At 70.4% G+C, this 22266-nt stretch carries 21 protein-coding genes; 11 read left to right on the forward strand and 10 right to left on the reverse strand.

All coding sequences use genetic code 11. The features are described from left to right. Positions 1-10: 10 nt before the first annotated feature. Positions 11-613: a PadR family transcriptional regulator gene (locus tag F6B43_RS13245; protein ID WP_150449380.1), complete on the forward strand. Its 603-nt coding sequence runs from the start codon at positions 11-13 to the stop codon at positions 611-613. On the opposite strand, the gene F6B43_RS13250 is transcribed toward F6B43_RS13245, so the two are convergent. The 3 genes from F6B43_RS13250 to F6B43_RS13260 all read right to left on the reverse strand — a co-directional run bounded on the left by F6B43_RS13250 (position 597) and on the right by F6B43_RS13260 (position 4586). After that, positions 597-1373, reverse strand: coding sequence for a COG4705 family protein (locus F6B43_RS13250; RefSeq protein WP_211368133.1), 777 nt, complete (start codon positions 1371-1373; stop codon positions 597-599). The genes F6B43_RS13245 and F6B43_RS13250 overlap by 17 nt on opposite strands. 176 nt (positions 1374-1549) lie before the next feature. After that, positions 1550-2512, reverse strand: a complete 963-nt coding sequence (locus F6B43_RS13255) for a serine hydrolase (RefSeq protein ID WP_150449594.1) — start codon at positions 2510-2512, stop codon at positions 1550-1552. 112 nt (positions 2513-2624) lie between these two features. Continuing rightward, positions 2625-4586, reverse strand: a complete 1962-nt coding sequence (locus F6B43_RS13260) for a M13 family metallopeptidase (protein WP_150449382.1) — start codon at positions 4584-4586, stop codon at positions 2625-2627. A 78-nt stretch (positions 4587-4664) separates the two neighbouring features. Between F6B43_RS13260 and F6B43_RS13265 the strand changes: the two genes are divergently transcribed. Continuing rightward, positions 4665-5987: an MATE family efflux transporter gene (locus F6B43_RS13265; RefSeq protein ID WP_150449383.1), complete on the forward strand. Its 1323-nt coding sequence runs from the start codon at positions 4665-4667 to the stop codon at positions 5985-5987. A 4-nt stretch (positions 5988-5991) separates the two neighbouring features. Here the strand turns inward: F6B43_RS13265 and F6B43_RS13270 are convergent, their stop codons facing one another. Further along, positions 5992-6738 (reverse strand): TrmH family RNA methyltransferase, encoded by a 747-nt coding sequence (locus tag F6B43_RS13270; protein ID WP_150449384.1) that lies wholly within the window; start codon positions 6736-6738, stop codon positions 5992-5994. Positions 6739-6955: 217 nt separating this feature from the next. Between F6B43_RS13270 and F6B43_RS13275 the strand changes: the two genes are divergently transcribed. Both F6B43_RS13275 and F6B43_RS13280 read left to right on the forward strand, forming a co-directional pair. Beyond that, a complete protein-coding gene (locus F6B43_RS13275; RefSeq protein ID WP_150449385.1) occupies positions 6956-8263 on the forward strand; it encodes an Nramp family divalent metal transporter in 1308 nt (435 codons plus the stop codon). 23 nt (positions 8264-8286) lie between these two features. After that, positions 8287-8922: a metal-dependent transcriptional regulator gene (locus F6B43_RS13280; protein WP_150449386.1), complete on the forward strand. Its 636-nt coding sequence runs from the start codon at positions 8287-8289 to the stop codon at positions 8920-8922. Between the two features lie 186 nt (positions 8923-9108). On the opposite strand, the gene F6B43_RS13285 is transcribed toward F6B43_RS13280, so the two are convergent. Next, complete coding sequence (locus F6B43_RS13285; RefSeq protein WP_170285661.1) at positions 9109-10053, reverse strand: SDR family NAD(P)-dependent oxidoreductase; 945 nt, start codon at positions 10051-10053, stop codon at positions 9109-9111. A 293-nt stretch (positions 10054-10346) separates the two neighbouring features. Here F6B43_RS13285 and F6B43_RS13290 point away from each other — a divergent pair, with 293 nt between their 5' ends. After that, positions 10347-11165, forward strand: coding sequence for an HAD-IIA family hydrolase (locus F6B43_RS13290; protein WP_150449387.1), 819 nt, complete (start codon positions 10347-10349; stop codon positions 11163-11165). Beyond that, complete coding sequence (locus F6B43_RS13295; protein ID WP_150449388.1) at positions 11165-11737, forward strand: YdeI/OmpD-associated family protein; 573 nt, start codon at positions 11165-11167, stop codon at positions 11735-11737. The genes F6B43_RS13290 and F6B43_RS13295 overlap by 1 nt, the downstream gene beginning before the upstream one ends. Positions 11738-11841: 104 nt before the next feature. On the opposite strand, the gene F6B43_RS13300 is transcribed toward F6B43_RS13295, so the two are convergent. Continuing rightward, entirely contained in the window at positions 11842-12774 is a 933-nt protein-coding gene (locus F6B43_RS13300) for an ROK family protein (RefSeq protein WP_150449389.1), read from the reverse strand. 2 nt (positions 12775-12776) lie between these two features. Then, complete coding sequence (gene pyrE / locus F6B43_RS13305; RefSeq protein WP_150449390.1) at positions 12777-13355, reverse strand: orotate phosphoribosyltransferase; 579 nt, start codon at positions 13353-13355, stop codon at positions 12777-12779. A 159-nt stretch (positions 13356-13514) separates the two neighbouring features. Between pyrE and F6B43_RS13310 the strand changes: the two genes are divergently transcribed. Further along, complete coding sequence (locus tag F6B43_RS13310) at positions 13515-14354, forward strand: exodeoxyribonuclease III (RefSeq protein ID WP_150449391.1); 840 nt, start codon at positions 13515-13517, stop codon at positions 14352-14354. A gap of 197 nt (positions 14355-14551) precedes the next feature. Here F6B43_RS13310 and F6B43_RS13315 read toward each other — a convergent pair whose 3' ends face one another. Continuing rightward, positions 14552-15130: a hypothetical protein gene (locus F6B43_RS13315; RefSeq protein ID WP_246159939.1), complete on the reverse strand. Its 579-nt coding sequence runs from the start codon at positions 15128-15130 to the stop codon at positions 14552-14554. A gap of 132 nt (positions 15131-15262) precedes the next feature. Next, positions 15263-15880 carry a dihydrofolate reductase family protein gene (locus F6B43_RS13320; RefSeq protein ID WP_150449392.1) on the reverse strand — a complete coding sequence of 206 codons (618 nt, stop codon included), beginning with the start codon at positions 15878-15880 and terminating at the stop codon, positions 15263-15265. A gap of 230 nt (positions 15881-16110) precedes the next feature. Here F6B43_RS13320 and F6B43_RS13325 point away from each other — a divergent pair, with 230 nt between their 5' ends. The 4 genes from F6B43_RS13325 to F6B43_RS13340 all read left to right on the forward strand — a co-directional run bounded on the left by F6B43_RS13325 (position 16111) and on the right by F6B43_RS13340 (position 20311). After that, the gene (locus tag F6B43_RS13325; protein ID WP_150449393.1) at positions 16111-17409 is read left to right on the forward strand and encodes a sensor histidine kinase; all 1299 of its coding nucleotides are present in this window, start codon (positions 16111-16113) and stop codon (positions 17407-17409) included. Next, complete coding sequence (locus F6B43_RS13330; RefSeq protein ID WP_150449394.1) at positions 17406-18065, forward strand: response regulator; 660 nt, start codon at positions 17406-17408, stop codon at positions 18063-18065. Before F6B43_RS13325 ends, F6B43_RS13330 begins: the two co-directional genes overlap by 4 nt. Positions 18066-18281: 216 nt before the next feature. After that, the gene (locus tag F6B43_RS13335) at positions 18282-19166 is read left to right on the forward strand and encodes an ABC transporter ATP-binding protein (RefSeq protein ID WP_150449395.1); all 885 of its coding nucleotides are present in this window, start codon (positions 18282-18284) and stop codon (positions 19164-19166) included. Between the two features lie 92 nt (positions 19167-19258). Continuing rightward, positions 19259-20311: an ABC transporter permease gene (locus tag F6B43_RS13340; protein WP_425486845.1), complete on the forward strand. Its 1053-nt coding sequence runs from the start codon at positions 19259-19261 to the stop codon at positions 20309-20311. 119 nt (positions 20312-20430) lie between these two features. Here F6B43_RS13340 and F6B43_RS13345 read toward each other — a convergent pair whose 3' ends face one another. After that, entirely contained in the window at positions 20431-22239 is a 1809-nt protein-coding gene (locus tag F6B43_RS13345) for a glycoside hydrolase family 15 protein (protein WP_150449397.1), read from the reverse strand. Positions 22240-22266 lie beyond the last annotated feature (27 nt).

The raw sequence follows: 22266 nt of genomic DNA on the forward strand, positions 1-22266 counted from the left end.
GGAGGTCGACATGAGCCTGCGGTACGCGCTGCTCGCTCTGCTTCGCGTGGGTCCGCTGTCGGGCTACGACCTGCAGAAGCAGTTCGCGCAGTCGGTCGGTCACGTCTGGCACGCCCCCGATTCCCAGATCTACCCCGAGCTGCGCAAGATGGAGCTCGACGGGCTCATCGAGGGCGAGGAGCAGACCCGCGGAGTTCGCGGTGTCCGGCGGGTCTACCACGTGACGGATGCCGGTGAGCAGGCGTACCTCGCCTGGATGGAGGCGCCGCTGGACTATCAGCGGGTCCGCGATCCCGCGCACCTGCGGGCCGCGTACCTCGAGGGTGCTTCTCGCGAGGGCGCGCTCCGGTTCCTTAACGCCCATATCGCGCAGTGGGAGGGTGAACTCGAACAGTGGGAGGGCGAACTGGCCCGCATCGACGCGCGCGACAATCCCATGCTCGTCCGGCGCCTCGCCGTCACTCCGGAGGCCGACCGCGAGCGCACGATCGCGTTCAAACGCTTCGCCTACGAAGGGCTTGTCGAGCGCGCCCGCATCGAGATCGAGTGGGCGCGCCGCGGCCTGTCCCTCGTGGACCGACTGGATGGCCCGGCCCCTACGCCGCCCGAGTGACGCGCGCCGCGGCCGGGCGTACGAGCTGCCGGCGCATCACGCCGACCAGGCCGACCATGACGAGCACGAACCCCAGCGACACCCACCCCGATCCCATCCCGACGCCGCCCTCGGCGATCGGCTTGCCGAGCCAGTCCGCCACGCTCGCGCCCACCGGCCGGGTGAGGACGTAGGCGAACCAGAACGCGAAGACCCCGTTCCATCGCAAGATGCGGTAGCCGAGGGCCGGCACGAGGATGAGCACCGCGAACAGGGCCGTCGACGCCGCATAACCGAGGCCGAGAGTCACGGCCGCGAAGTCGCCGAGTGCGGTTCCCATCGCGAACGTGCCGACGACGGCCGCCCAGTAGAACAGCTCGCGGCGCGTGGTCGTGACGTCGTGCACCGAGAGCGTGCGCTCGACCCACCACCACGCGATGAAGACGGCCGCGAGCACCAGGGCGTAGAACGCGGCGGAGACCGCGTAGGGCAGACCGAGCACCACGTGGACGACGTCGGCCGCCATCGTGCCGAAGATCCCGACGGCGGCGACCGTGAGCCAGTACGCCTCTGGGATGTACCGGCGCCGCGTGAGCTGGAACGCCAAGGCGATGACGAACAGCGCGAACCCGACCAGCACCGCCAGAACGGGGGGCATCACACGGATCGAGAAGTCGGATGCCGCCTCACCGAGGGCCGTCGATGCGGCCTTGGCGGCCCAGAACAGCACGGTCGGAGCCGCGACGCGGCTCACCGCAGCACCGTGCTCAGAAGTCGTCACCGCCTCACCCTGCCCGTCCCGTTCTAAGACTTCACCAAGACCCCCCGCCCCCGCCCTTCTTCCCGCGAAACCGGATGTGCACCACGAAACGGTGGAAGAACCCCGGGGTCTCGTCGTCCCCATCCGGTCTCGCGGCGCGGCACGGGCGCGCGGGGGCGGGCGCGGGGGCGGGGGCGTTAGAAGACGTACTCCATCAGGTCGACGCCGAGAGTGCGGAACGCCTCGTGCGCGCGAAGCCGGTGGGCGATCGAGAGGTCGTCGAAGCACACGATGAGCGCGTAGGAGACGCCGGCCCGAGGGCCGGCCAATACTCCCGCCTCGGCGCGGATGCCGGCATCCCGCCCCGTCTTGTTGATGAAGAGCAGCCCGTGGTCGTCGTTCTCATGGGCGAAGGGATCAAGACCGGTCGCCCCCGCAACGAGCGAGAGGTCGTGATTGAGGCTCAGCCACTCCGAGACCTGTGCCGAGACGCCGGCGGAGACGACTTCGGAGTTGACGAGCGCAGCGAAGAGCTCCGCGAGCTCGCGGGCCGATCCGAGCGCGACCTGCGGAGCATCATCCGGCCCGCGCTCATCGCGGAATCCGTCGAGAAGAGCCGAGCGCGCGAGACCGAGTTTCTCGATCCGGGAGCGCACGGCCGGAAGACCCACCCTCTCCAGCAGCGCGTTGGCCGCGGTGGCGTCGCCCGCGGATCCTGTGAGCACGGCCAGGTCGACGAGCGGCAGCGCCGGCGCTTTGAGGTGCTGCCACACACCGGCGACGTGAACCGGCGGAACCGACGTGCGCTCGATGATCTCGAACGGATCCAGTGCCCCCGACTCGAAGGCGGCGGCGAGCTCGATCAGCAGCGGCACGACCCCGAGCCCCGCGACGGGGAGAGTGACGAAGTCGTCGCCGCTCAGCACCGACGTGCCCCGGTCGAGGTCGTTGATCCGCACCGAGACCTTCGCGCCGGAGGCGGCGAGTCCGTCGAGCGCCTTGAGTGTCGATGTGAAGGATCGGCGGGCCGCCGCGGCGCGGCGAGGCAGGCGCCTGTTGCCGCGACGCGAGCTGCGCGCGGTTTCATGGTCGCGAGGAGCCAGGGAAGCGGGTTCGTGCAGAGGCGGCGAGGCCGGGGAGTCGAAAGGCTCAGGGGGCATGCCCACGAGCGGGGGTCCTTCCGATGGAGTGGAGCGCAGGGTCGGGTGAGGCCGATTCTTCTAGGGGTTCTGATCGTCGGGGAGTTCTGGCCCTGTCATCGTCGGCGTGCGATCACCAGATCGTGACGCGCTTGCTCTCATCGAGCCACAGGGCGTCGGATTCGGTGACGTCGAATGCATCGTAGAACGCGCCGATGTTGCGCACGATCTGATTGCATCTGAATTCGTTGGGAGAATGCGGATCGATCGTCAGCAGACGGATGGTCTCGGCATCCCGGCCCTTCTGCTGCCAGATCTGCCCCCAGCTGAGGAAGAGTCTCTGGATGCCGGTGAACCCGTCCATCTCGGGCGCTTCGGCGCCGTTCAACGACAGCTCGTACGCCTTGAGGGCGATGCCCAGGCCACCGAGATCGCCGATGTTCTCGCCGATGGTGAGGGCGCCGTTCACGGTGTGATCGTCGGTCAGGCCGACCGGGACAAGGGTGTTGTACTGGTCGATGAGCGAGGCGGTGCGCTCTTCGAAGGCTGCGCGGTCAGCATCCGTCCACCAGTCGCGCAGCGACCCGTCACCATCGAACCTGCTGCCCTGGTCGTCGAAGCCGTGCCCGATCTCGTGGCCGATCACAGCCCCGATGCCGCCGTAGTTGGCTGCGGCATCGCGATCCGGCTCGAAGAACGGGTACTGCAGGATGGCGGCGGGGAACACGATCTCATTCATGAGCGGGTTGTAGTAGGCGTTCACCGTCTGCGGAGTCATGAACCACTCGTCGCGGTCGATGGGCTGACCCACCTTGCCCAGCTGCCTGTCGTGCTCCCAGACGTGAGCACGCCGTACGTTGCCGACCAGGTCTGCCGCGTCGATCTCGAGGGTCGAGTAGTCCTTCCAGGTGACCGGGTACCCGATCTTCGGCGTGAACGCGTCGAGCTTCGCGAGCGCCCGTTCGCGGGTCTCGGGGGTCATCCACTCGAGGGCGGCGATGCTCTGCCGGTACGCCTCGACGAGGTTGCCGACGAGCTCGTCCATCGCGACCTTCGCCGCGGGCGGGAAGTGGCGATCGACGTAGACCTTGCCGACCGCTTCGCCCAGCGCCGCTTCGACGAGGCTGACGCCCCGCTTCCAGCGCTCGCGGTTCACCGGGACGCCCGTGAGCTGGGTGCCGTAGAACGCGAAGTTCTCGGCCACGAACTCGTCCGACAGGAACGCGGCGGCGGAGTGCACGACCTTGAAGCGCAGCCAGGCCTTCCATTCGTCGAGCCGCTCTTCGACGAGCACGGCCCCGAGGCCCTCGACGAAGCTCGGCTGGTAGACGTTGACCTCGGTGAACGCACCCGCATGATCGGCGGCGATGCCCTCGAGCCAGGGCTGCAGGTCGACCCCGGCGAGCGCGACCATCTCGTCCCACGACATGAGGTTGTATGTCGCGACGGCGTCGCGGCTGCGCACATTGTCCCAGTGGTGGGTGGCGAGGTCGGCTTCGATGGCGACGACGCGGTCGGCCGTGCCCGAGGCGTCGTCGACGCCGGCCAGAGCCAGGATCCGCTCGATGTGCTCGCGGTATGCGATCCGCGTCTCGGTGAAGTTCTCGAGGCGGTAGTAGCTCTCATCGGGCAGCGAAAGGCCGCCCTGGATGAGGAACGGCACATAGCGCTGCGGGTCGCCCGGATCAGGCTCGACGTACAGCTCGATGAGACCGCTGACACCGTCGCGCTCGAGCGCGCCGATCGTGCGCAGAAGCGAGGGGATGCTGTCGATCCCGTCGACGAGCGCGAGGTTCTCGGCCAGCGGCGCCGCACCGAGCTCGGCGATGCGATCGGTGTCGAGGAAGCTCGTGTAGAGGTCGCCGATCTTGCGCGTCTCGGTGCCGGGCTCGGCATCCGTCGATTCTTCGATGATCTCGCGCACGTGCTTCTCGGCCTGCTCGGCGATCACGTGGAACGAGCCCCAGCGTGCTTTGTCTTCGGGGATCTCGGTGCGCTCCAGCCAGCGGCCGTTGACGTGTCGGAACAGATCGTCCTGCGGGCGGATCTCGGCGCTGAGGTCATCGAGTGCGATACCGGTTCGGGGCTCGGTCATCCGTCAAGGATACGTCCCCCGATCGACACGGCAACCGCAGCCGGCAGGGTGGGATCGCCGGACTCGTAGGCTCAAGAGGTGAGCACCCCCCGCACGCTGAACCGCGACATCCTGCGGCTCGCGGTGCCCGCCCTCGGAGCACTCATCGCCGAGCCGCTGTTCCTCATCGTCGACTCGGCGCTCGTCGGGCACCTCGGCGTCGTTCCGCTCGCCGGCCTCGGCATCGCGTCGGCGGTGCTGCAGACGATCGTGGGGCTCATGGTGTTCCTCGCGTACTCGACGACGCCCGCCGTGGCGCGGCGCTTCGGGGCCGGCGACCCGTCGCGCGCCGTGTCGGCAGGCATCGACGGGATGTGGCTCGCTCTTGGGATCGGAGCAGTCCTGGCCGGCGTCGGCTCCGTGACGACGCCGTTCCTGGTGGGTCTGTTCGGCGCGGGGCCTGAGGTGGCCGCGCAGGCGGAGATCTACCTGGGCCTGTCGATGTGGGGGCTGCCGGCGATGCTCATCGTCTTCGCCGCGACCGGCCTGCTCCGTGGAATGCAGGACACCGTGACCCCGCTGTGGATCGCCGGTCTCGGCTTCGCCGCGAACGCGGTGCTGAACTGGCTGCTCATCTACGGACTGGGCTGGGGCATCGCGGGGTCGGCCGCCGGTACGGTTCTGGCCCAGTGGGCCATGGTGGGCGCCTATGTCGTCGTCATCGGGCGCCTCGCGCGCCGCCACTCGGCATCCGTCCGCCCCCAGCGCGCGGGCGTCGCCGGCTCCGCCCGTTCCGGAGGATGGCTGTTCCTGCGCACCCTGTCGCTGCGCGTCGCGCTGCTGGCGACGGTCGGCGTTGCGACCGGCCTCGGCACCGGCGAGCTCGCGGGCTGGCAGGTCGTGTTCACGATCTTCTCCACGACGGCGTTCGCGCTCGATGCCCTCGCGATCGCCGCGCAGGCCCTCGTGGGCAAGGGCCTCGGAGCCGGGGAGGAGCCGTTCGTGCGCCGGGTGCTCGGCCGCACGGTGGCCTGGGGCGCGTGGTTCGGGGTGAGCGTCGGGGCCGCCGTCGCGGCGCTGTCCGGGGTGATCGGCATCGTGTTCACGGGGGATGCCGCGCTCGCCGCCCTGATCCAGCCGGCGCTGCTCATCCTCGCGGTGGCCCAGCCGATCTGCGGGATCGTGTTCGTGCTCGACGGGGTGCTGATCGGCGCAGGAGACGGCCGCTACCTGGCGGTGGCCGGAGTGCTCAACGTCGTCGTCTTCGCCCCCGCGCTGGCTGCGGTCGCGCTGTTCGCACCGGCCGGATGGGCAGGACTCGCGTGGCTGTCGGTCGCCTTCTTCGGCGTCTACATGCTCGCGCGGCTCGGCACGCTCGGGTGGCGCGTGCGCGGCACCGGGTGGATGACCGCCGGCGCCTGAGCGCTCACGCCCACCGGCGGCACCACTCGTACATCACGACGGCCGCGGCTGCGCTCGCGTTGATCGAGCGTGTGGAGCCGTACTGCCTGATCTCGACGATGCCGGATGCCGCGGCCAGCGCCTCGGCCGACAGCCCGGGGCCCTCTTGACCGAACAGCAGCACGCAGCGTTCGGGCAGGTCGGCCCGGTCGACCGCCACGGACCCCTCGACGTTGTCGACCGCAACGACGGGAAGCCCGGCTCCGGAGGCCCATGCGGCGAAGGCCGCGACATCCTCGTGATGCACGACGTGCTGATAGCGGTCGGTGACCATCGCGCCGCGACGGTTCCATCGGCGGCGGCCGATGATGTGCACCGTGTCGGCGAGGAACGCATTGGCGCTGCGGACGATCGAGCCGATGTTCATGTCGTGCTGCCAGTTCTCGATCGCGACGTGGAACGGGTGCCGGCGCGTGTCGAGGTCGGCGACGATCGCCTCCATGCGCCAGTAACGGTAGCGGTCGATGACGTTGCGCGTGTCGCCGGCGGCGAGCAGCTCGGGGTCGAACCACGGCTCTGCGGGCCAGGCATCCACGCCCCCGGGCCAGGGCCCCACCCCGACTCCGGGCAGCCCGGCCCCCGCCTGCCCGTCCCCCGCCTGCCCGTCCCCCGCCTGCCCGTCCCCGTCCTGCCCGTCCCCGTCCTGCCCGTCCCCCGCCTGCCCGGCCCCCGCCTGCCCGTCCCCGTCCTCTTGCCGCTCAGTCGCGTTCATCCGCCCACGGTATCGGCTCCGCCCCGGGCCCCCTCTGCCCCCCCATGCGTGACTGCTGCACTTCGGTTGCTGCACAACGCAGGACCGATAGCCCCCCTCGCACGCCGCACCCGGCGTGTCGCCCCTTTGCGAGGCAATCGGTCCTGCGTTGTGCAGCGGGGTCGGGGAGAAGCCGAATATTTCGGCAGCCCGAAAGCGTTGGGTATAGGGTTTCGGCATGCCGAAACCAGCGCCGTCGGACGCGCTGCCCGTCCGGGCCCCGCGCGCCACCGTGCCTCGGGTCGTGTGGCTGCTCGGCCCGGCGCTGGTCGCGGGGGTCGCTTATCTCGACCCCGGAAATGTCGCGAGCAACATGACAGCCGGTGCCCGGTTCGGCTACCTCCTGGTGTGGGTCGTCGTGCTCGGCAACGCGATGGCCTGGCTCATCCAGTACCTCTCAGCCAAACTCGGGATCGTCACGGGGCAGAGCCTTCCGGAGGCGCTCGGCCGCCGCATCCGCAATCCATGGGGGCGCCGGGCCTACTGGTTGCAGGCCGAACTGGTCGCGATGGCCACCGACATCGCCGAGGTGATCGGCGGCGCCGTCGCCCTGAACCTGCTGTTCGGGATCCCGCTGGTGTGGGGCGGCGTCATCACCGGCACCGTCTCGCTCGCGCTGCTCGTGGTGCAGTCGCGCCGAGGGGCACGCACGTTCGAGTTCGTGGTCATCGGACTGATCGCGATCATCGCCATCGGCTTCACCTTCGGGGTGTTCATCGCCCCTCCCGACGGCGCCGCGGTCGTCGGCGGCCTCGTTCCGCGGTTCGAGGGTACGGATTCGGTGCTGCTGGCGGCATCCATCCTCGGCGCCACGATCATGCCGCACGCGATCTACGCGCACTCCGCGCTCGCCCGCGACCGGTTCCCCGGCGCGCAGCACTCGCAGGGTGCGCAGCCGACGGATGCCGAGCTGGCGCACGCGCGCGGCATCCCCACCGGTGTACTCCTGAGGGCGACGCGATGGGACGTGAGCATCGCGATGCTCATCGCCGGGACGGTGAACCTCTGCATCCTGCTCCTGGCCGCCGCGAACCTCGCCGGCGTGCCGGGCACCGACTCGCTCGAGGGCGCCTATGCGGCGCTCAGCGTCGGAATCGGCCCGTTGGTCGCGACGCTCTTCGCGGTCGGACTTCTCGCGAGCGGCCTCGCGAGCACATCGGTCGGCGCGTATGCCGGGGCCGAGATCATGCGCGGCCTGCTGCACGTGCGCGTGCCGCTGATCGCGCGGCGCCTCGTCACCCTGATCCCGGCGCTCCTCATCCTCGGCGCGGGGGTCGAGCCGACGATCGCGCTCGTGCTCAGCCAGGTCGTGCTCTCGTTCGGGATCCCGTTCGCACTGATCCCCCTCGTCGCACTCACCGCGCGAGCGGACGTGCTCGGCCCCCACCGCAACCGGTGGGGGACGACAGCGGCCGGGATCGCGGCATCCGTCTTCTTGATCGCCCTCAACGGCGTGCTGCTGTGGCTGGTCCTGTCGGGCACATAGGGGCCGACAGGTACCCTGAGCGGGTGGCATCTCCCGCCGTCGACGACTACCTCAAGACGATCTACCACCACACTGAGTGGCAGCCGGATCGAATCACCCCCTCGCAGCTCGCCCTCGAGCTGGGCCTTGCACCGTCGAGCGTCACCGAGATGGTGCAGAAGCTCGCCGCGCAAGGGCTCGTCACGCATCGGCCCTATGGGCCGGTGTCGCTCACCGAGGCGGGCGAGCTGCGGGCCGCCGCCGTCATCCGTCGTCACCGGCTGATCGAGACGTGGCTCGTGCGGGAGTTCGACTACACGTGGGACGAAGTGCACGACGAGGCCGAGGTGCTCGAGCACACCGTCAGCGACCGCCTGCTCGACGGAATCGACGCACGCCTCGGCCACCCGAGCTTCGACCCGCACGGCGACGCCATCCCCGACGCGGCGGGGCATGTGAACCGAGAGCCGTTCGTCGCCCTCGGCGACGCCGTGCCGGGTCACCGCGGGCGCGTCCTCCGGATCAGCGACCGTGACCCCGCCCTGCTGCGCCTCCTCGACGACGCGGGCCTGCGACCCGGAACGCGGGTAGAGGTTCGGGATGCATCGACCCTCGTGCTCGACGGCGCACCGCTGGATCTACCCGACGGTGCAGCCCGCGCGGTGTGGCTCAGCGCCTGACTCTTGCCGCTGGGTCAGCGCCCGGCTTCTCCGCGCGACCTCTCCGCGCGGGTGCGACGCCGGGTCTCCCGCAGGGCTCGTGCGGCTCAGCGCCGTGCGGCGTCGTGCGGCTCAGCGCCGTGCGGCGCCGTGCGACTCAGCGCCGTGCGGCGCCGTGCGACTCAGCGCCGTGCGGCGCCGTGCGGCTCAGCGCCGTGCGGCGTCCTCGAAGGGCCAATGCACCCCTGCGGCTTCTTCGCAGACGCCCCAGAGCCGCTCAGCGATCTCGGTGCTCCGGGTGATCTTCGACGGCTTCGCGGCCTTCGGCTCGCCGTGGGTGACGAAGCGCGGACCCCAGAACTGCCCGCCTTCCACAGCCGGATCGACCAGCGCCCTCACGAGGGGCCACGCTCCGTGCTCCTTGGACTGCGTGATCGCAGCCTGCAGATTGTCGGCGAAGCGGGTCATCCTGCTCGGTTCGTTCACGCCCCTGATGCCGATCGTGCGACCACTCGTCGAGTACCCGGGGTGAGCGACGACGCTGGCGACCGGAGCGCCCGCGGCCCGCAGCCGCCGGTCGGCCTCGAGTCCGAGAGCCGTGGTCGCGACCTTCGACTGCACATACGCGCGCCACGGGGTGTAGCCCTCGACGAGCTGCGGATCGACCGGGTCGTGCGCGCCGAGCGACGTCGACATGCTCCCCAGCCACACCATTCGACCGGATGCTGCGGCCAGCGTCAGAAGCAGCGCTCCGGCGAGCGCGAAGTGGCCGAGCGCGTTGGTCGCGAAGACGACCTCGTTGCCGTCGAGGGTGGTCTCTCGCGTCTTCGGCGGGTGGACGATGCCGGCGTTGAGCAGGAGACCGTCCAGCGCGCCGCGCGCGCCGACCGTCGCGGCGGCGGCGCGCACTGATCCGAGGTTGCTCGTGTCGAGGAGGAGCGTCTCGACCGAGGCATCCTTCACCCGTCGCCGCAGCGCCGCCTTCGCATCGGCCAGCCGGTTGGGGCTGCGTCCGGTCATGATGACGTGGGCACCGGCCCCCGTGAGCTGCTCGGCGGAGAAGTAGCCGAGCCCCGCATTCGCTCCGGTGATCAGGTAGGTGCGCCCGGCGAGATCGGGCAGCTCTCGCGGGTTCCAGTCGGCTCGGGCCACGACTTCGAGACTAGGCCCCGACCGGGTGGTGTTCGCGCGCGCGACATGCGCAACGCGCGCCCCGCTCCGCGGACCCCTCCGCGGGCACAGCGCCCCGCTCCGCGTGCACAACGCAGGACCGACTGGCGCGGCGCGACTGGTCTGCCCCGGATTTCCGGGGCGGCACGCGGAGCGCATCACGATCGATCCTGCGTTGTGCAGCCAGCAGCCGCGACACCCGGCTCAGCAGCCGCGCCAGCCCGGCTCAGCAGCCGCGCTCGCTGAGCCGCGGCCGCGCTGGCTAGGCTGTGGCCATGCGCACACGCGGCGAGATCGAGTGCTGGCTGACCGACATGGACGGCGTCCTCGTGCACGAGAACACGCCGATCCCCGGGGCCGCCGAGCTTTTGCGCCAGTGGAGGGATGAGGGCACCCCGTTCCTCGTCCTCACGAACAACTCGATCTTCACTCCCCGCGACCTGAGCGCACGGCTGCGGCAATCAGGCCTGGTCGTGCCCGAGGCGTCGATCTGGACGTCCGCGCTCGCCACGGCCGACTTCCTGCGCAGCCAGGCTCCGGGAGGCTCGGCATTCGTCATCGGCGAGGCCGGGCTGACGACCGCGCTGCACGAGGCCGGCTTCATCATGACCGAAACCGAACCCGACTACGTCGTGGTCGGCGAGACGCGCAACTACTCGTTCGAGGCGATCACCAAGGCCATCCGGTTCATCGGCGCCGGATCGCGGTTCATCGCCACCAACCCCGACGCGACCGGCCCCTCCGTCGACGGCGTGCTCCCCGCGACAGGGGCGATCTCGGCGCTCATCACCAAGGCCACCGGGATGGAGCCCTACGTCGTCGGCAAGCCCAACCCGATGATGTTCCGCTCGGCCCTGAACCGTATCGGAGCCCACTCCGAGACGACCGGCATGATCGGCGACCGCATGGACACCGACATCGTCGCCGGGATCGAGGCGGGCCTGCACACGGTGCTCGTCATGACGGGCATCAGCGACCTCGCCGAGATCGAGCGCTACCCGTTCCGCCCCGACGAGGTGCTCGACTCCGTCGCCGATCTCATCCGCGACGAGCCGATCGAGAGCGAGATGCCCGACCTGCCCGAGCTGCTCTGATGGGCGCCCTCGAAGACGGCGAGAAGGTGTTCGCCCCGGATGCGGCCACCTGGCGTGCCTGGCTCGAAGACAACCACACGACCTCGAAGGGCGCGTGGCTCCTGCGCGGTCGGCCCGGCTTCACCCACCTGCACATCGCGTACGAACCCGCGATCATGCACGCGCTGTGCTTCGGCTGGATCGACGGACCGGTCCGTACGTTCGACGCCGAGACCAGCGGCCTATGGTTCGCGCCGCGGCGGCCGATGAGCGGGTGGGCGGCGACGAACAAGGCGCGGGTCGTGTTGCTGGAGGCCTCTGGCGAGATGACGGATGCCGGACGCCGCGTGATCGAGGCAGCCAAGGCCAACGGCATGTGGGAGGTCCTCGACGGCCCCGAGGCACTCATCGAGCCGCCCGAGCTGACACGCGCGCTCGACGCCGTGCCGGCAGCCCGCGAGAACTGGAACGCGTTCCCTCCGTCGGCCCGCAAGCTCGGACTCACCAACATCGCGATGGCACGCAGGCCCGAGACCGCGGCCGCGCGCATCGCCAAGATCGTCGCCGATGCCGCAGAGGGGAAGCGTCCGTGACCTCGCTCGAGCAGAGCCTCCTCTACGGTGTGACCGTCATCATCCTCGTCGGCACGCTGATCGCGTTCATCGTCCAGTACCGCCGCAACAACCGCAAAGACTGATCAGCCGTCGGACGTGCCCCTCGCGGGAGCGATCACGAGCGCCGCGGCGCCCAGCAGGGGGCCCTCGTCGCCCAGCGCCGTGCGGACGATCCGCGTGGCCCGCGAATACGGCAGAGCCGCGGATGCTCCGGCCGCCGCCGCGACGAGTTCGACGTAGTCCGCCGAGACGCGGGAGAATCCCCCGCCGATCGCGATGATCTCGAGGTCGACGAGGGTCGCAGCATCCGCCAGCGCTCTTCCGACTGCTTCGGCCGAGCGCTCGATCGCGGCCCGGGCGACCCGGTCGCCCGCCGCGGCGTCACGAGCCAGGTCTTCACCGGTCGACCCCGTCCACCCCTGGGCTCGCGCCCAGGCCGCGCTCGACGGCCCGGAGGCGACCTCCTCGAGGGTGAGGCCACCGCCCGCCTCTGCGCGGGTCTGGCCGAGATGCCCGGCGTTGCCCGAAGCCCCGGACATCGGTCGGCCGCCGACGACGAACCCCCCGCCGACCCCCGTCGAGACGACGATCGACATCGACGCCCTGGCCCCGGCGGTCGCGCCCTTCCATGCTTCGGCGAGCGCGAGCGCCCCGCCATCGTGCCGGAGGATGACCGGCGTGCCGGCCACGCCGCCCTCGGCGAGGAGTTCTGCGACGGTTTCGACCACCGCGAATCCATGTGCGCCGGGCATGTTCACGGGCGAGATGGTGCCGGTCGGCAGGTCGACGGGGCCGGCTGAGCCGATTCCCGCGCCGACGATCATCGAGCCATCGGGGAGCGCCGGCAGCGCGTCCCGCACGACGTCGCTCACAGCAGCGTGCAGCAGCCCCACCGTCGTGTCCGGGCCCGTGGGGCGCCGAGCGCGGCTCTCCGCGACGAGGACGCCTTCGGCCGTGACGAGGGCGGCCTCGACCTTGGTTCCCCCGATGTCGACGGCGAGCGCGAAGTCGGCCATGGCTATTGGGGCGCCAAGCCGAGGTCGTCCAGGTCGATCGCCGCGAGCCACTGCAGCCCCGCCGCCTCGACCGCCGCCTGAGCGCCCGTCCGACGGTCGACGATCACAGCGACGGCGACCGGCTCGGCCCCTTCGCGCCGCAGGGCCTCGACCGCCTTGAGCGCCGACTGCCCGGTGGTGGAGGTGTCTTCGACGACGATGACGCGCTTGCCCGCGACATCCGCTCCCTCGACCTGCCTGCCGCGACCGTGGTCTTTCGGCTCTTTCCGCACGACGAAAGCGTCGAGAGGCCGATCGGTGCGGGTCGACTCGTGCATGACCGCGTTCGCGATGGGGTCGGCGCCGAGCGTCAGACCTCCGACGGCGACGATGCCGTCGATCCCGCCGATCAGATCGAGCATGATGCGGCCGATCGCCGGGGCTGCGCGGTGGTCGAGCGTGAGCTTGCGCATGTCGACGTAATACGTGGCGCGCTTGCCGCTGGACAGCACGAAGTCGCCGTGGAACACCGCCTCGGCCTTGATCAGCTCGATGAGCGCCTGACGGTCGGCCTCGATCTCTGGAGTGGATGCTGCGGTCATGGCTCCGAGTTTAGGGGCGCGCTCTGCGCCGCTCGTGCCCCCGGCCCGGGCGTGACCCCGCCCTCCCGGCCGGGGCGCCACCGGCCCTCCCCGTGACCGGGGCTACAGCTCTGGGACCGACCGCCGTGACCGTCAGCGGGCCGCCCTAGGCTGGATGCCATGCGCCTGGCCACCTGGAACGTCAACTCCGTCCGCGCCCGCGTCGACCGCATCGTCGAGTTCGCCGTGCGCGAGAGCGTCGATGTGCTCGCGATGCAGGAGATCAAGTGCACGGTGGCGCAGTTCCCGTTCGACGCCTTCGCCGAGGCCGGCTACCACGTCGAGGCGCACGGCTTCTCACAGTGGAACGGCGTCGCGATCGCCAGCCGCGAGCCGCTGACCGAGGTCGAGACATCCTTCCCCGGCATGCCGGGGTTCGCGAACAACGTGTCCGGCCCCGATTCGCCGCTCGAGGCCCGGGCGCTGGGCGCGACGGTCGGCGGCGTGCGCGTGTGGAGCCTGTACGTTCCGAACGGGCGTGCGCTCGGCGATCCCCACTATTTCTACAAGCTCGACTGGCTCGGCGCCCTCGAGCAGCACGTGCGGCAGACTCTGACCGAGACGCCCGATCAGGCGCTCGCGCTGGTCGGCGACTTCAACATCGCTCCGACGAACGCCGACAACGGCGACCCGGCCGTCGTCGAAGGCTTCGCCACCCACGTCTCTGCCCCCGAGCGCGAGGCCTACGCCGCACTCGAGGCGGCCGGCCTGAGCGATGTCGTGCGCCCCCTCGTGCCGACCGGCTACACCTACTGGGACTACAAGCGCCTCCGCTTCCCGAAGAACGAGGGGATGCGGATCGACTTCATCCTCGGCTCGCACTCCTTCGCGGATGCTGTGACCGGCGCCGCGATCCACCGCAACGAGCGCAAGGGCGAGGCTCCGAGCGACCATGTGCCGGTCGTCGTCGACCTCGATCTGACCGGTCCGGACGACGACGATCGCCCGATGATCTTCTGAGCCGCAGAGGTCGAGGAGGCGCGCCAGCGCCGTCTCGAGATCGCGCCGGACATCTCGAAGGACGAATGGGCCACGGGAGCGCTCCCCGCGCGATCCCGGCTCCAATGCGAGCCGTCCATCCTTCCAGATGCGCGCCCGCCCCCTCCGGTACCGCGAGAGGGGCGCGCGAACATCGCTCCCCGATCACCGCCGCGCGCTCAGGGCGTCGCCGTCGGCGCCGGCCGGCAGCCCGGGGGGAGCGAGTTGCCGCTGATGGCGAAGTCGTCGCACGTGAGGAAGCGCGACTGGTTGAGTCCCAGCACGAACGACGCGACCGCGACGCCGATCACAACGAGGACGATGAGCCATTTCGTCCGCCCCGGCATCTCGGTGCCGAAATCCGGCCAGATGATGCGGACCAGAACCCAGATCGTGAACGGCATGCCGATGAAGACGGCGAGCAGCGCCGAGAGCTGCACGAGGACGACGAAGACGTCGTCCGTCTCGTCGCCGAGGAAGAACATCACCACCACCCACAGCGAGGGCAGCAGGAGCGCGAACGCCCGGGCGAGCCGAGCACGCACCGGCCTCCGCTCGACCAGCACGAAGACGAACGCCGCGATCGAGGCCGCCCACAGAGCCAGGAGCTGATCGAAGAAGATCTCGCCCCACGCCCCGAGCGTGAACGCCGGCCACCAGGTGGCGATCGCCATGCCGACCATGACGACGCCGACGGGAATGTCGCGGCGACGCCGGTCGACGGCCGGCACACCTTCGCCAGGCGGATCTGCGCTCACGCGCCGCACGCTATCGCGCCGATGATCCCGCGCGGCGCTGCCGCGCCGAGACGTATGCTCCGCGGATCCCGATACGCCCGCAAGCTCGCTCCCCGATCACCGAACCGCGCTCCGCGCGAAGTACTCAGGGGATCACGTCATGTCGCCGGTCGTCGGCCGGCCGTCCGGAGCGTAGCGCAGGCGTAGCCCGCCACTCGGGCCGGTGAGCGTCGGCTCGGTCAACCGCAGCCTCGCCGGGGTCGCCCCGTCCGGGAACACCTTCTTGCCCTCGCCGAGCACGATCGGGTACACCCAGAGGTTCAGGATGTCGTACAGCTCGCCGGCCAACAGGGTCTGCACGAAGTCGACGCTCCCGATGACGTGGATGTCCGAATGGCGCTCGCGGAGAGCATCCATCTCCGCCGCGATGTCCGGCCTCAGCTGGGTCGTGCCCTCCCACTCGGGCGTCATGACGCTCCGTGAGGCAACATACTTCGGGATGCTCGCGAACTTGCGCCCGATCGGACCCGCCGGCCCGGTCGTGTGATGGGGCCAGTAGCCGGCGAAGATGTCGTACGTCCGCCGGCCGAGCACGAGCGCGTCCATGCCCTGGATGCCCTCGCCGACCGTGGCGCCGAGCACGTCGTCATCGACGGGCGCCTGCCAGCCGCCCCAGCGGAACCCGCCCGACGTGTCTTCCTCCGGCCCACCGGGGGCCTGCGCGACCCCGTCCAGGGTCGTGAACAGATCGATCGTGATGCGACCGGTCATGATGATCTCCTTCCGCGGCGCCTCATGCGGCGCGTTCGTCCGCCACCCCAGCGGAGTGTCGCACGAAGTCCGTTTGCAGGGAAGTCCGCGCCGAACGTGGGGTCGCGGCGTCCCTACGGCCCCCTGAGCCCCACCGCTCCCTGCAGAGGGAAACCCATCCGGTCGGGTCAGCCGGGTCCTCCACCGCAAGGGGGATGCCGGCGGCCGGCCCGGCGTCATAGCGTGGAGGCGTGGCATCCCTCCCGTCCCTACCCGCGCGCCCTGCACCCACCGCCCGCGAACTGCGCAGCGACGTGTACCTCGCCGCCGTGATCCTCGTCGGGGCGATCCTCAGCTCGGTGCTCAGCTCGATCGCAGGAATCTACGGCACCGAGCAGGGTCCGATGCCGCTCGCGCTCGTGTACTCCGTCGTGCTCGCCGCCCCCCTCGCGGTGCGACGCCGGTGGCCCGCAACGGTCGCGGTCATCGTCTGCACGGCCTACTTCGCCGCCGTCTCGCTACGGCTGCCCGAGGTCTACGTCGGCAACATCGCGGTGTTCATCGCGCTGTACACGGTCGGCGCGTGGTCGTTCGATCGGCGTCGCGCGCTCGTGGTTCGGATCGCGATCATCGTCGGCATGTTCGTCTGGCTGCTCTTCACGATGTACCGCGACGCGATCGACCACGCCCAGGACAGCGGCGTGATCGCCGCTGCGTTCTCGCCGTTCATCGCCCAGGCGATGCTGTCGATCCTGGTCAACGCGCTGTACTTCGGCGGCGCGTACTACTTCGGCGAGCGCGCGTGGGTCTCTGCCGCACAGCTGACCGCGCTCGAGCAGCGCACGGCCGAGCTCGAGCGCGAACGCGAGCTGACCGCCGCGCAGGCGGTCGCGCTCGACCGCGTGCGCATCGCTCGCGAACTGCACGATGTCGTCGCGCACCACGTCTCGGTGATGGGCGTGCAGGCCGGGGCCGCCCGTGCGGTGCTCGACACGGATCCCCCGGCCGCCCGGGCGATGCTGAGCGGCGTCGAGTCATCTGCCCGTTCGGCGATCGACGAACTGCATCGGCTGCTCGACACCCTCCGCACACCCGGCGAGGGCGACGAGGCACCGGCCTCGACGGTGAGTCTCGACGCACTCCCGCAGCTGATCGCGGCATCGGATGCCGCGGGGCTGCCTACGACCTTCACCGTCGTCGGAGACCCGGCCCCCGTTCCGCACGTGACCGAGGTGAACCTGTACCGCATCACTCAGGAGGCCCTCACCAACGCGCGGCGGCACGGCGGCCCGGGAGTGACGGCCGACGTGCGCCTGCGCTACACGGACGAGCGGATGCTCGAGCTCGAGGTCGTCAACACAGGTCGCACCGTGCGCGAACCGCGCCCGGGCCTCGGTCAGCTCGGTATGCGCGAGCGGGCCGCGGCATCGGGCGGCACGATCGAGATCGCGCCCCGCGAGCGTGGCGGGTTCCGCGTGCGGGTCGCCGTTCCCCTGGCGACTGACGACGTGCCGGACCTCGCGCGCGCCACCGTGGACGCCGCCCGATGATCCGCGTGCTGCTCGTCGATGATCATGCAGTGATGCGAGCGGGCTTCCGCACGATCCTCGAGGCGGCCGGCGACATCGTCGTCGTCGGAGAGTCGGCGACAGGGCGCGAGGCGGTGGCCGCAGCATCCGTCGCGCGACCGGACGTCATCTGCATGGACGTGCAGATGCCCGATATGGACGGCCTCGAGGCCACGAGGCTCATCGTCGCCGATCCGTCCGTTGAGACGGCGGTGATCGTCGTGACGACCTTCGACCGCGATGACTACCTGTTCTCGGCGTTGGAGGCGGGGGCCAGCGGCTTCCTGCTGAAGAACGCCGGGTCGGACGAGCTGGTCGCGGCCGTGCGTGTGGTCGCGGGCGGTGACGCCCTGCTGGCGCCCGAGGTCACGCGCCGGGTGATCGAGAGGTTCGCGGGGTCGTCCGCGCCGCACGCGGCGCCCGTCGAAGTGCCCTGGGCACCGGCCGGATCGCTCACCGATCGCGAAGCGGAGGTGCTGCGCCTGGTGGCGCAGGCCCGCAGCAACGCCGAGATCGCCCGCGAGCTGTTCATCGGCGAGGCGACGGTGAAGACCCACATCTCGAACGTGCTGCAGAAGCTCGGCGCCCGCGACCGCGTGCACGCCGCGGTGCTCGCCCACCAGCACGGCCTGACCTGACGGCGCGCCTCCGGCATCCGCCCTCGCCCTCCCGTCATCCCATCTCGCCCTCCCCGTCCCTCCCCTGTGCCCAGGAAAGGGTCGAGCCAGCCCCGCGCGGCAGCCAGCTTGCGGACACGCAGGGATGCCGAGCAACGCCCGTGCGACCGCCGGCGGAGCGGGATCTCCGTCGCGCGGGGGATCCGCCCGGCGCGCGGCGGACGTAACGTCGGACGCATGCTGCAACTGAGAAACCTCGACAAGAGCTACGGCACGCATCACGTGCTCACAGACGTCTCGTTCGACGTGCTCCCCGGCCGGCTCACCGGCTTCGTCGGGGGCAACGGCGCGGGCAAGACCACGACGATGCGGATCGTGCTCGGCGTGCTCGCGGCCGACGCGGGCACCGTCACTCTCGACGGCTCGTCCGTCGGCGCCGAAGACCGTCGCCGGTTCGGGTACATGCCCGAGGAGCGCGGCCTCTACCCCAAGATGAAGGTGCTCGAGCAGATCGTGTACCTCGCGCGCCTGCACGGCTACTCGAAGACGGATGCCGCGGCCGCCGCCACGACTCTGCTCGAGCGCCTCGGGCTCGGCGAGCGCCTGAACGACAACGTCGAGACGCTGTCGCTGGGCAACCAGCAGCGCGCACAGATCGCCGCCGCCCTCGTGCACGACCCTGACGTCCTGATCCTGGACGAGCCGTTCTCGGGCCTTGACCCGATGGCCGTCGACGTCGTCGCCGCAGTACTGCAGGAACGTGCGATCGCCGGTACGGCCGTGCTGTTCTCGTCGCACCAGCTCGACCTGGTCGAGCGGCTCTGCGACGACCTCGTGATCATCGCCGACGGGTCGATCCGTGCGGCCGGAGAGCGCGAGCGGCTCCGCGCCGAGCACTCCACGCGGCGGTACGAACTCGTCTCCGCCGGCGATGCCGGGTGGCTGCGCGGCGAAGCCGGCGTGCAGATCGTCGATTTCGAAGGCGGGTACGCGCTCTTCGACGTCGACTCCGACCAGACCGCGCAGCGGATCCTCCGCGAGGCTGTCGCCCGCGGAGATGTCGGGAGCTTCGCACCGCAGCATCCCACTCTTGCCCAGATCTTCAGGGAGGTCGTCCGATGAGCACCCAGACGTCGACAAGCGCACCCGCCCCGGCACCCACCGCACCGCGACGTGAACGGCCGTCCGCCCCGAGCGAGGCCTCCGCGGTGTGGATGGTCGCCGAGCGCGAGATCAGCACGAAGCTGCGCAGCAAGGCGTTCATGATCTCGACGGCGATCCTGTTCGTCGTCGCGCTCGCGGGCCTGGTGTTCGGCGGGCTGGCCGCGCAGAATCAGTCGGGCACGCCGGTCGCCGTGACCTCGGACGCCACGTCGCTCCTCCCGTCGACCCAGGGCCTGCAGGTCACCGAGGTGCCCGACCGAGCGGCGGCCGAGCAGCTCGTGACCGACGGCAAGGTCGACGCGGCGATCGTCGCAGATCCGTCCGCTACTCCGTTCGGCTTCACGATCATCGCCGAGAAGTCGGCGCCCACTCAGCTCATGCTGCAGTTCGCCCAGGTGCCGCCCGTCGAGCTGCTCGCCCCGGCCGGGACCGACCAGGCGATCCGCTACTTCGTGGCGATCGGCTTCGGGATCGTGTTCCTGATGGCGGCGAGCCTGTTCGGCTCGACGATCGCCGCCAGCGTCGTCGAGGAGAAGCAGACGCGTGTCGTCGAGATCCTCATCTCGGCGATCCGTGCCCGGACTCTGCTGGCCGGCAAAGTGATCGGCAACACGATCCTCGCGATGGCGCAGATCCTCGTGCTGGCGGCGATCGCCATCGTGGGGCTCACGATCATCGGCCAGACTCAGCTGCTCGGGATGCTCGGGGCACCCATCCTCTGGTTCGCGGTCTTCTTCCTCTTCGGGTTCATCCTGCTCGCGGCCCTGTTCGCCGCGGCCGGGGCGATGGTGTCACGCCAGGAGGACATCGGGTCGACGACCTTCCCGATCACGCTGCTCGTGATGGCGCCGTACTTCCTGGTGATCTTCTTCAACGACAACTCGACGGTGCTGACGGTCATGTCGTACGTGCCGTTCTCCGCCCCGGTCGGTATGCCGATGCGGCTGTTCCTCGGCGAGGCGCAGTGGTGGGAGCCGCTGATCTCGCTGGTGATCCTGCTCGCGACCTGCGTCGGCGCGATCCTGGTCGGGGCGAAGATCTACCAGAACTCACTCCTGCGCATGGGCGCCCGCGTCAAGCTGAGCGAGGCGCTCCGGGGCTGACTCCCGGCCGCCGAGCCACCCCCGTGGCGCCGAACCGCCCCCGTGCGGACGAGGCTCACGGGGGCGGTTCGGCGTTAACGGGGCGGCTCGACGCGCGGGCGAATCGACAGACGGGCGGGTCAGGGGGTGGGGATGCTGCGGCGGTGGGCGGCGCGCCCGTGCGTTCCGTTCAGCGCGTCCGCGGCACGGACGAGCGCGAGGTGCGACAGCGCCTGCGGGGTGTTGCCGGCATGACGCTGAAGGGTCACGTCGTACTCCTCGCTCAGCAGCCCGACGTCGTTCGCGAGCCCGCACAGCTTGTTCATCAGCAGGTGGGCCTCGGGCATGCGGCCGGTCGCGGCGTACTGCGCGACGAGCCAGAACGAGCACGCCAGGAACGGATGCTCGTCCCCGGGAAGCCCGTCCACCGCCGTCTGCGTCCGATAGCGGTGCAGGAGGCCGTCGTGCATCAGGCGTTTCTCGATCTCGGCGACCGTGCCGAGCATCCGCGGGTCATCGGGCGCGCAGAACCCGACCTGCGGCAGCAGGAGCAGCGACGCATCGACCTCGGCCGACCCATAGGACTGCACGAAGAAGCCCCGGCCTGCGTCGTAGCCGTGCTCGTCGATCTCGGCGCGCACGCGATCGCGCAACTGCACCCACCGCTCGACGGGTCCGTCCAGTCCGTGCTCGCGCACCGCGCGCACGCCACGGTCGAAGGCGGCCCACATCATGACCCGCGAATAGGTGAACATGCGCGGTTCGCCGCGCATCTCCCAGATGCCGTTGTCGGGGCGGTCGATGTGGGCTTCGACGTAGTCCAGCAGAGCACGCTGGAGCGGCCAGGAGAACTCGTCCTCCGCCACTCCGGCGACGCGCGCCGCTTCGAGCCCCACCATCACCTCGCCCATCACGTCCGCCTGGTACTGGTCGACCGCGCCGTTGCCGATCCGCACCGGCGCGGCGCCGTCGTACCCCGGAAGGCTGTCGAGCTCTCGCTCGACGAGGTCGCGCTCGCCCGCCAGTCCGTACATGATCTGCACGTCGGCCGGGTCCCCGGCGATCGCCCGCAGCAGCCAGCGCTGCCACTGGACGGCCTCGTCGATGAAGCCGTGGTCGATGAGCGCCTCGAGCGTGAGCGAGGCATCCCGCAGCCACACGTACCGGTAGTCCCAGTTGCGCACCCCGCCGAAATCCTCCGGGAGGGATGTCGTTGCCGCCGCGAGGATTCCGCCGGTGTCTTCGTGCGTCAGCGCGCGGAGCACCAGGAGGGATCGCACGACCTCGGCGTGGTGAGGCCCGTGATGCCGGATGCCGTCGCCCCACGACGCCCACCACGTCGCGGTGGAGGCGAGAGCCGCGTCGACGTCGACCGCGTCCGGTACGGCGCGGTGCGAGGGGAACCAGGTCATGGTGAGATCGACCGTCTCGCCCTCGGCAACCGTCACGGTTCCGGCGTGCGAGTGATCGGCCGCGTGAAGGGGAGCGCCTCGGAAGACCAGGGCGTCCGGCCCCGCTGTCGCCACGAGAGCGGGAGCGTCGTCGGTGCCGACCTGGCGCATCCACGGCATGGCACGCGCATAGTCGAAGCGCACCCTCAGGTCCTGGATGAACTCGACGCTCCCCGAGATCCCGCGGATCCGGCGGATGACGTCGGCACGCCGATCGCCGTAGGGCATGACATCCGCGACCTCGGCCACCCCGGTCGCCGTTTCCCAGCGGGTCAGCAGCACGAACCCGTCGCCGTCGTAGCGGCGCGTGGTGGCGGCATCCGGATCGGTGGGCCGCAGCATCCACCTGCCGTGATCCTCTGTGCCCAGGAGCGCACCGAACGTCGAGGCCGAGTCGTATCGCGGCAGGCACAGCCAGTCGATGCTCCCCTCGCGGGAGACGAGCGCGGCGGTGTGACAATCGCTGAGAATCGCGTAGTCCTCGATCGGTGAAGCCATGTGCCGAGTCTGTCAGCCCGCGGGAAT

The sequence above is a fragment of the Microbacterium rhizomatis genome (assembly GCF_008710745.1).
Taxonomy (GTDB): domain Bacteria; phylum Actinomycetota; class Actinomycetes; order Actinomycetales; family Microbacteriaceae; genus Microbacterium; species Microbacterium rhizomatis.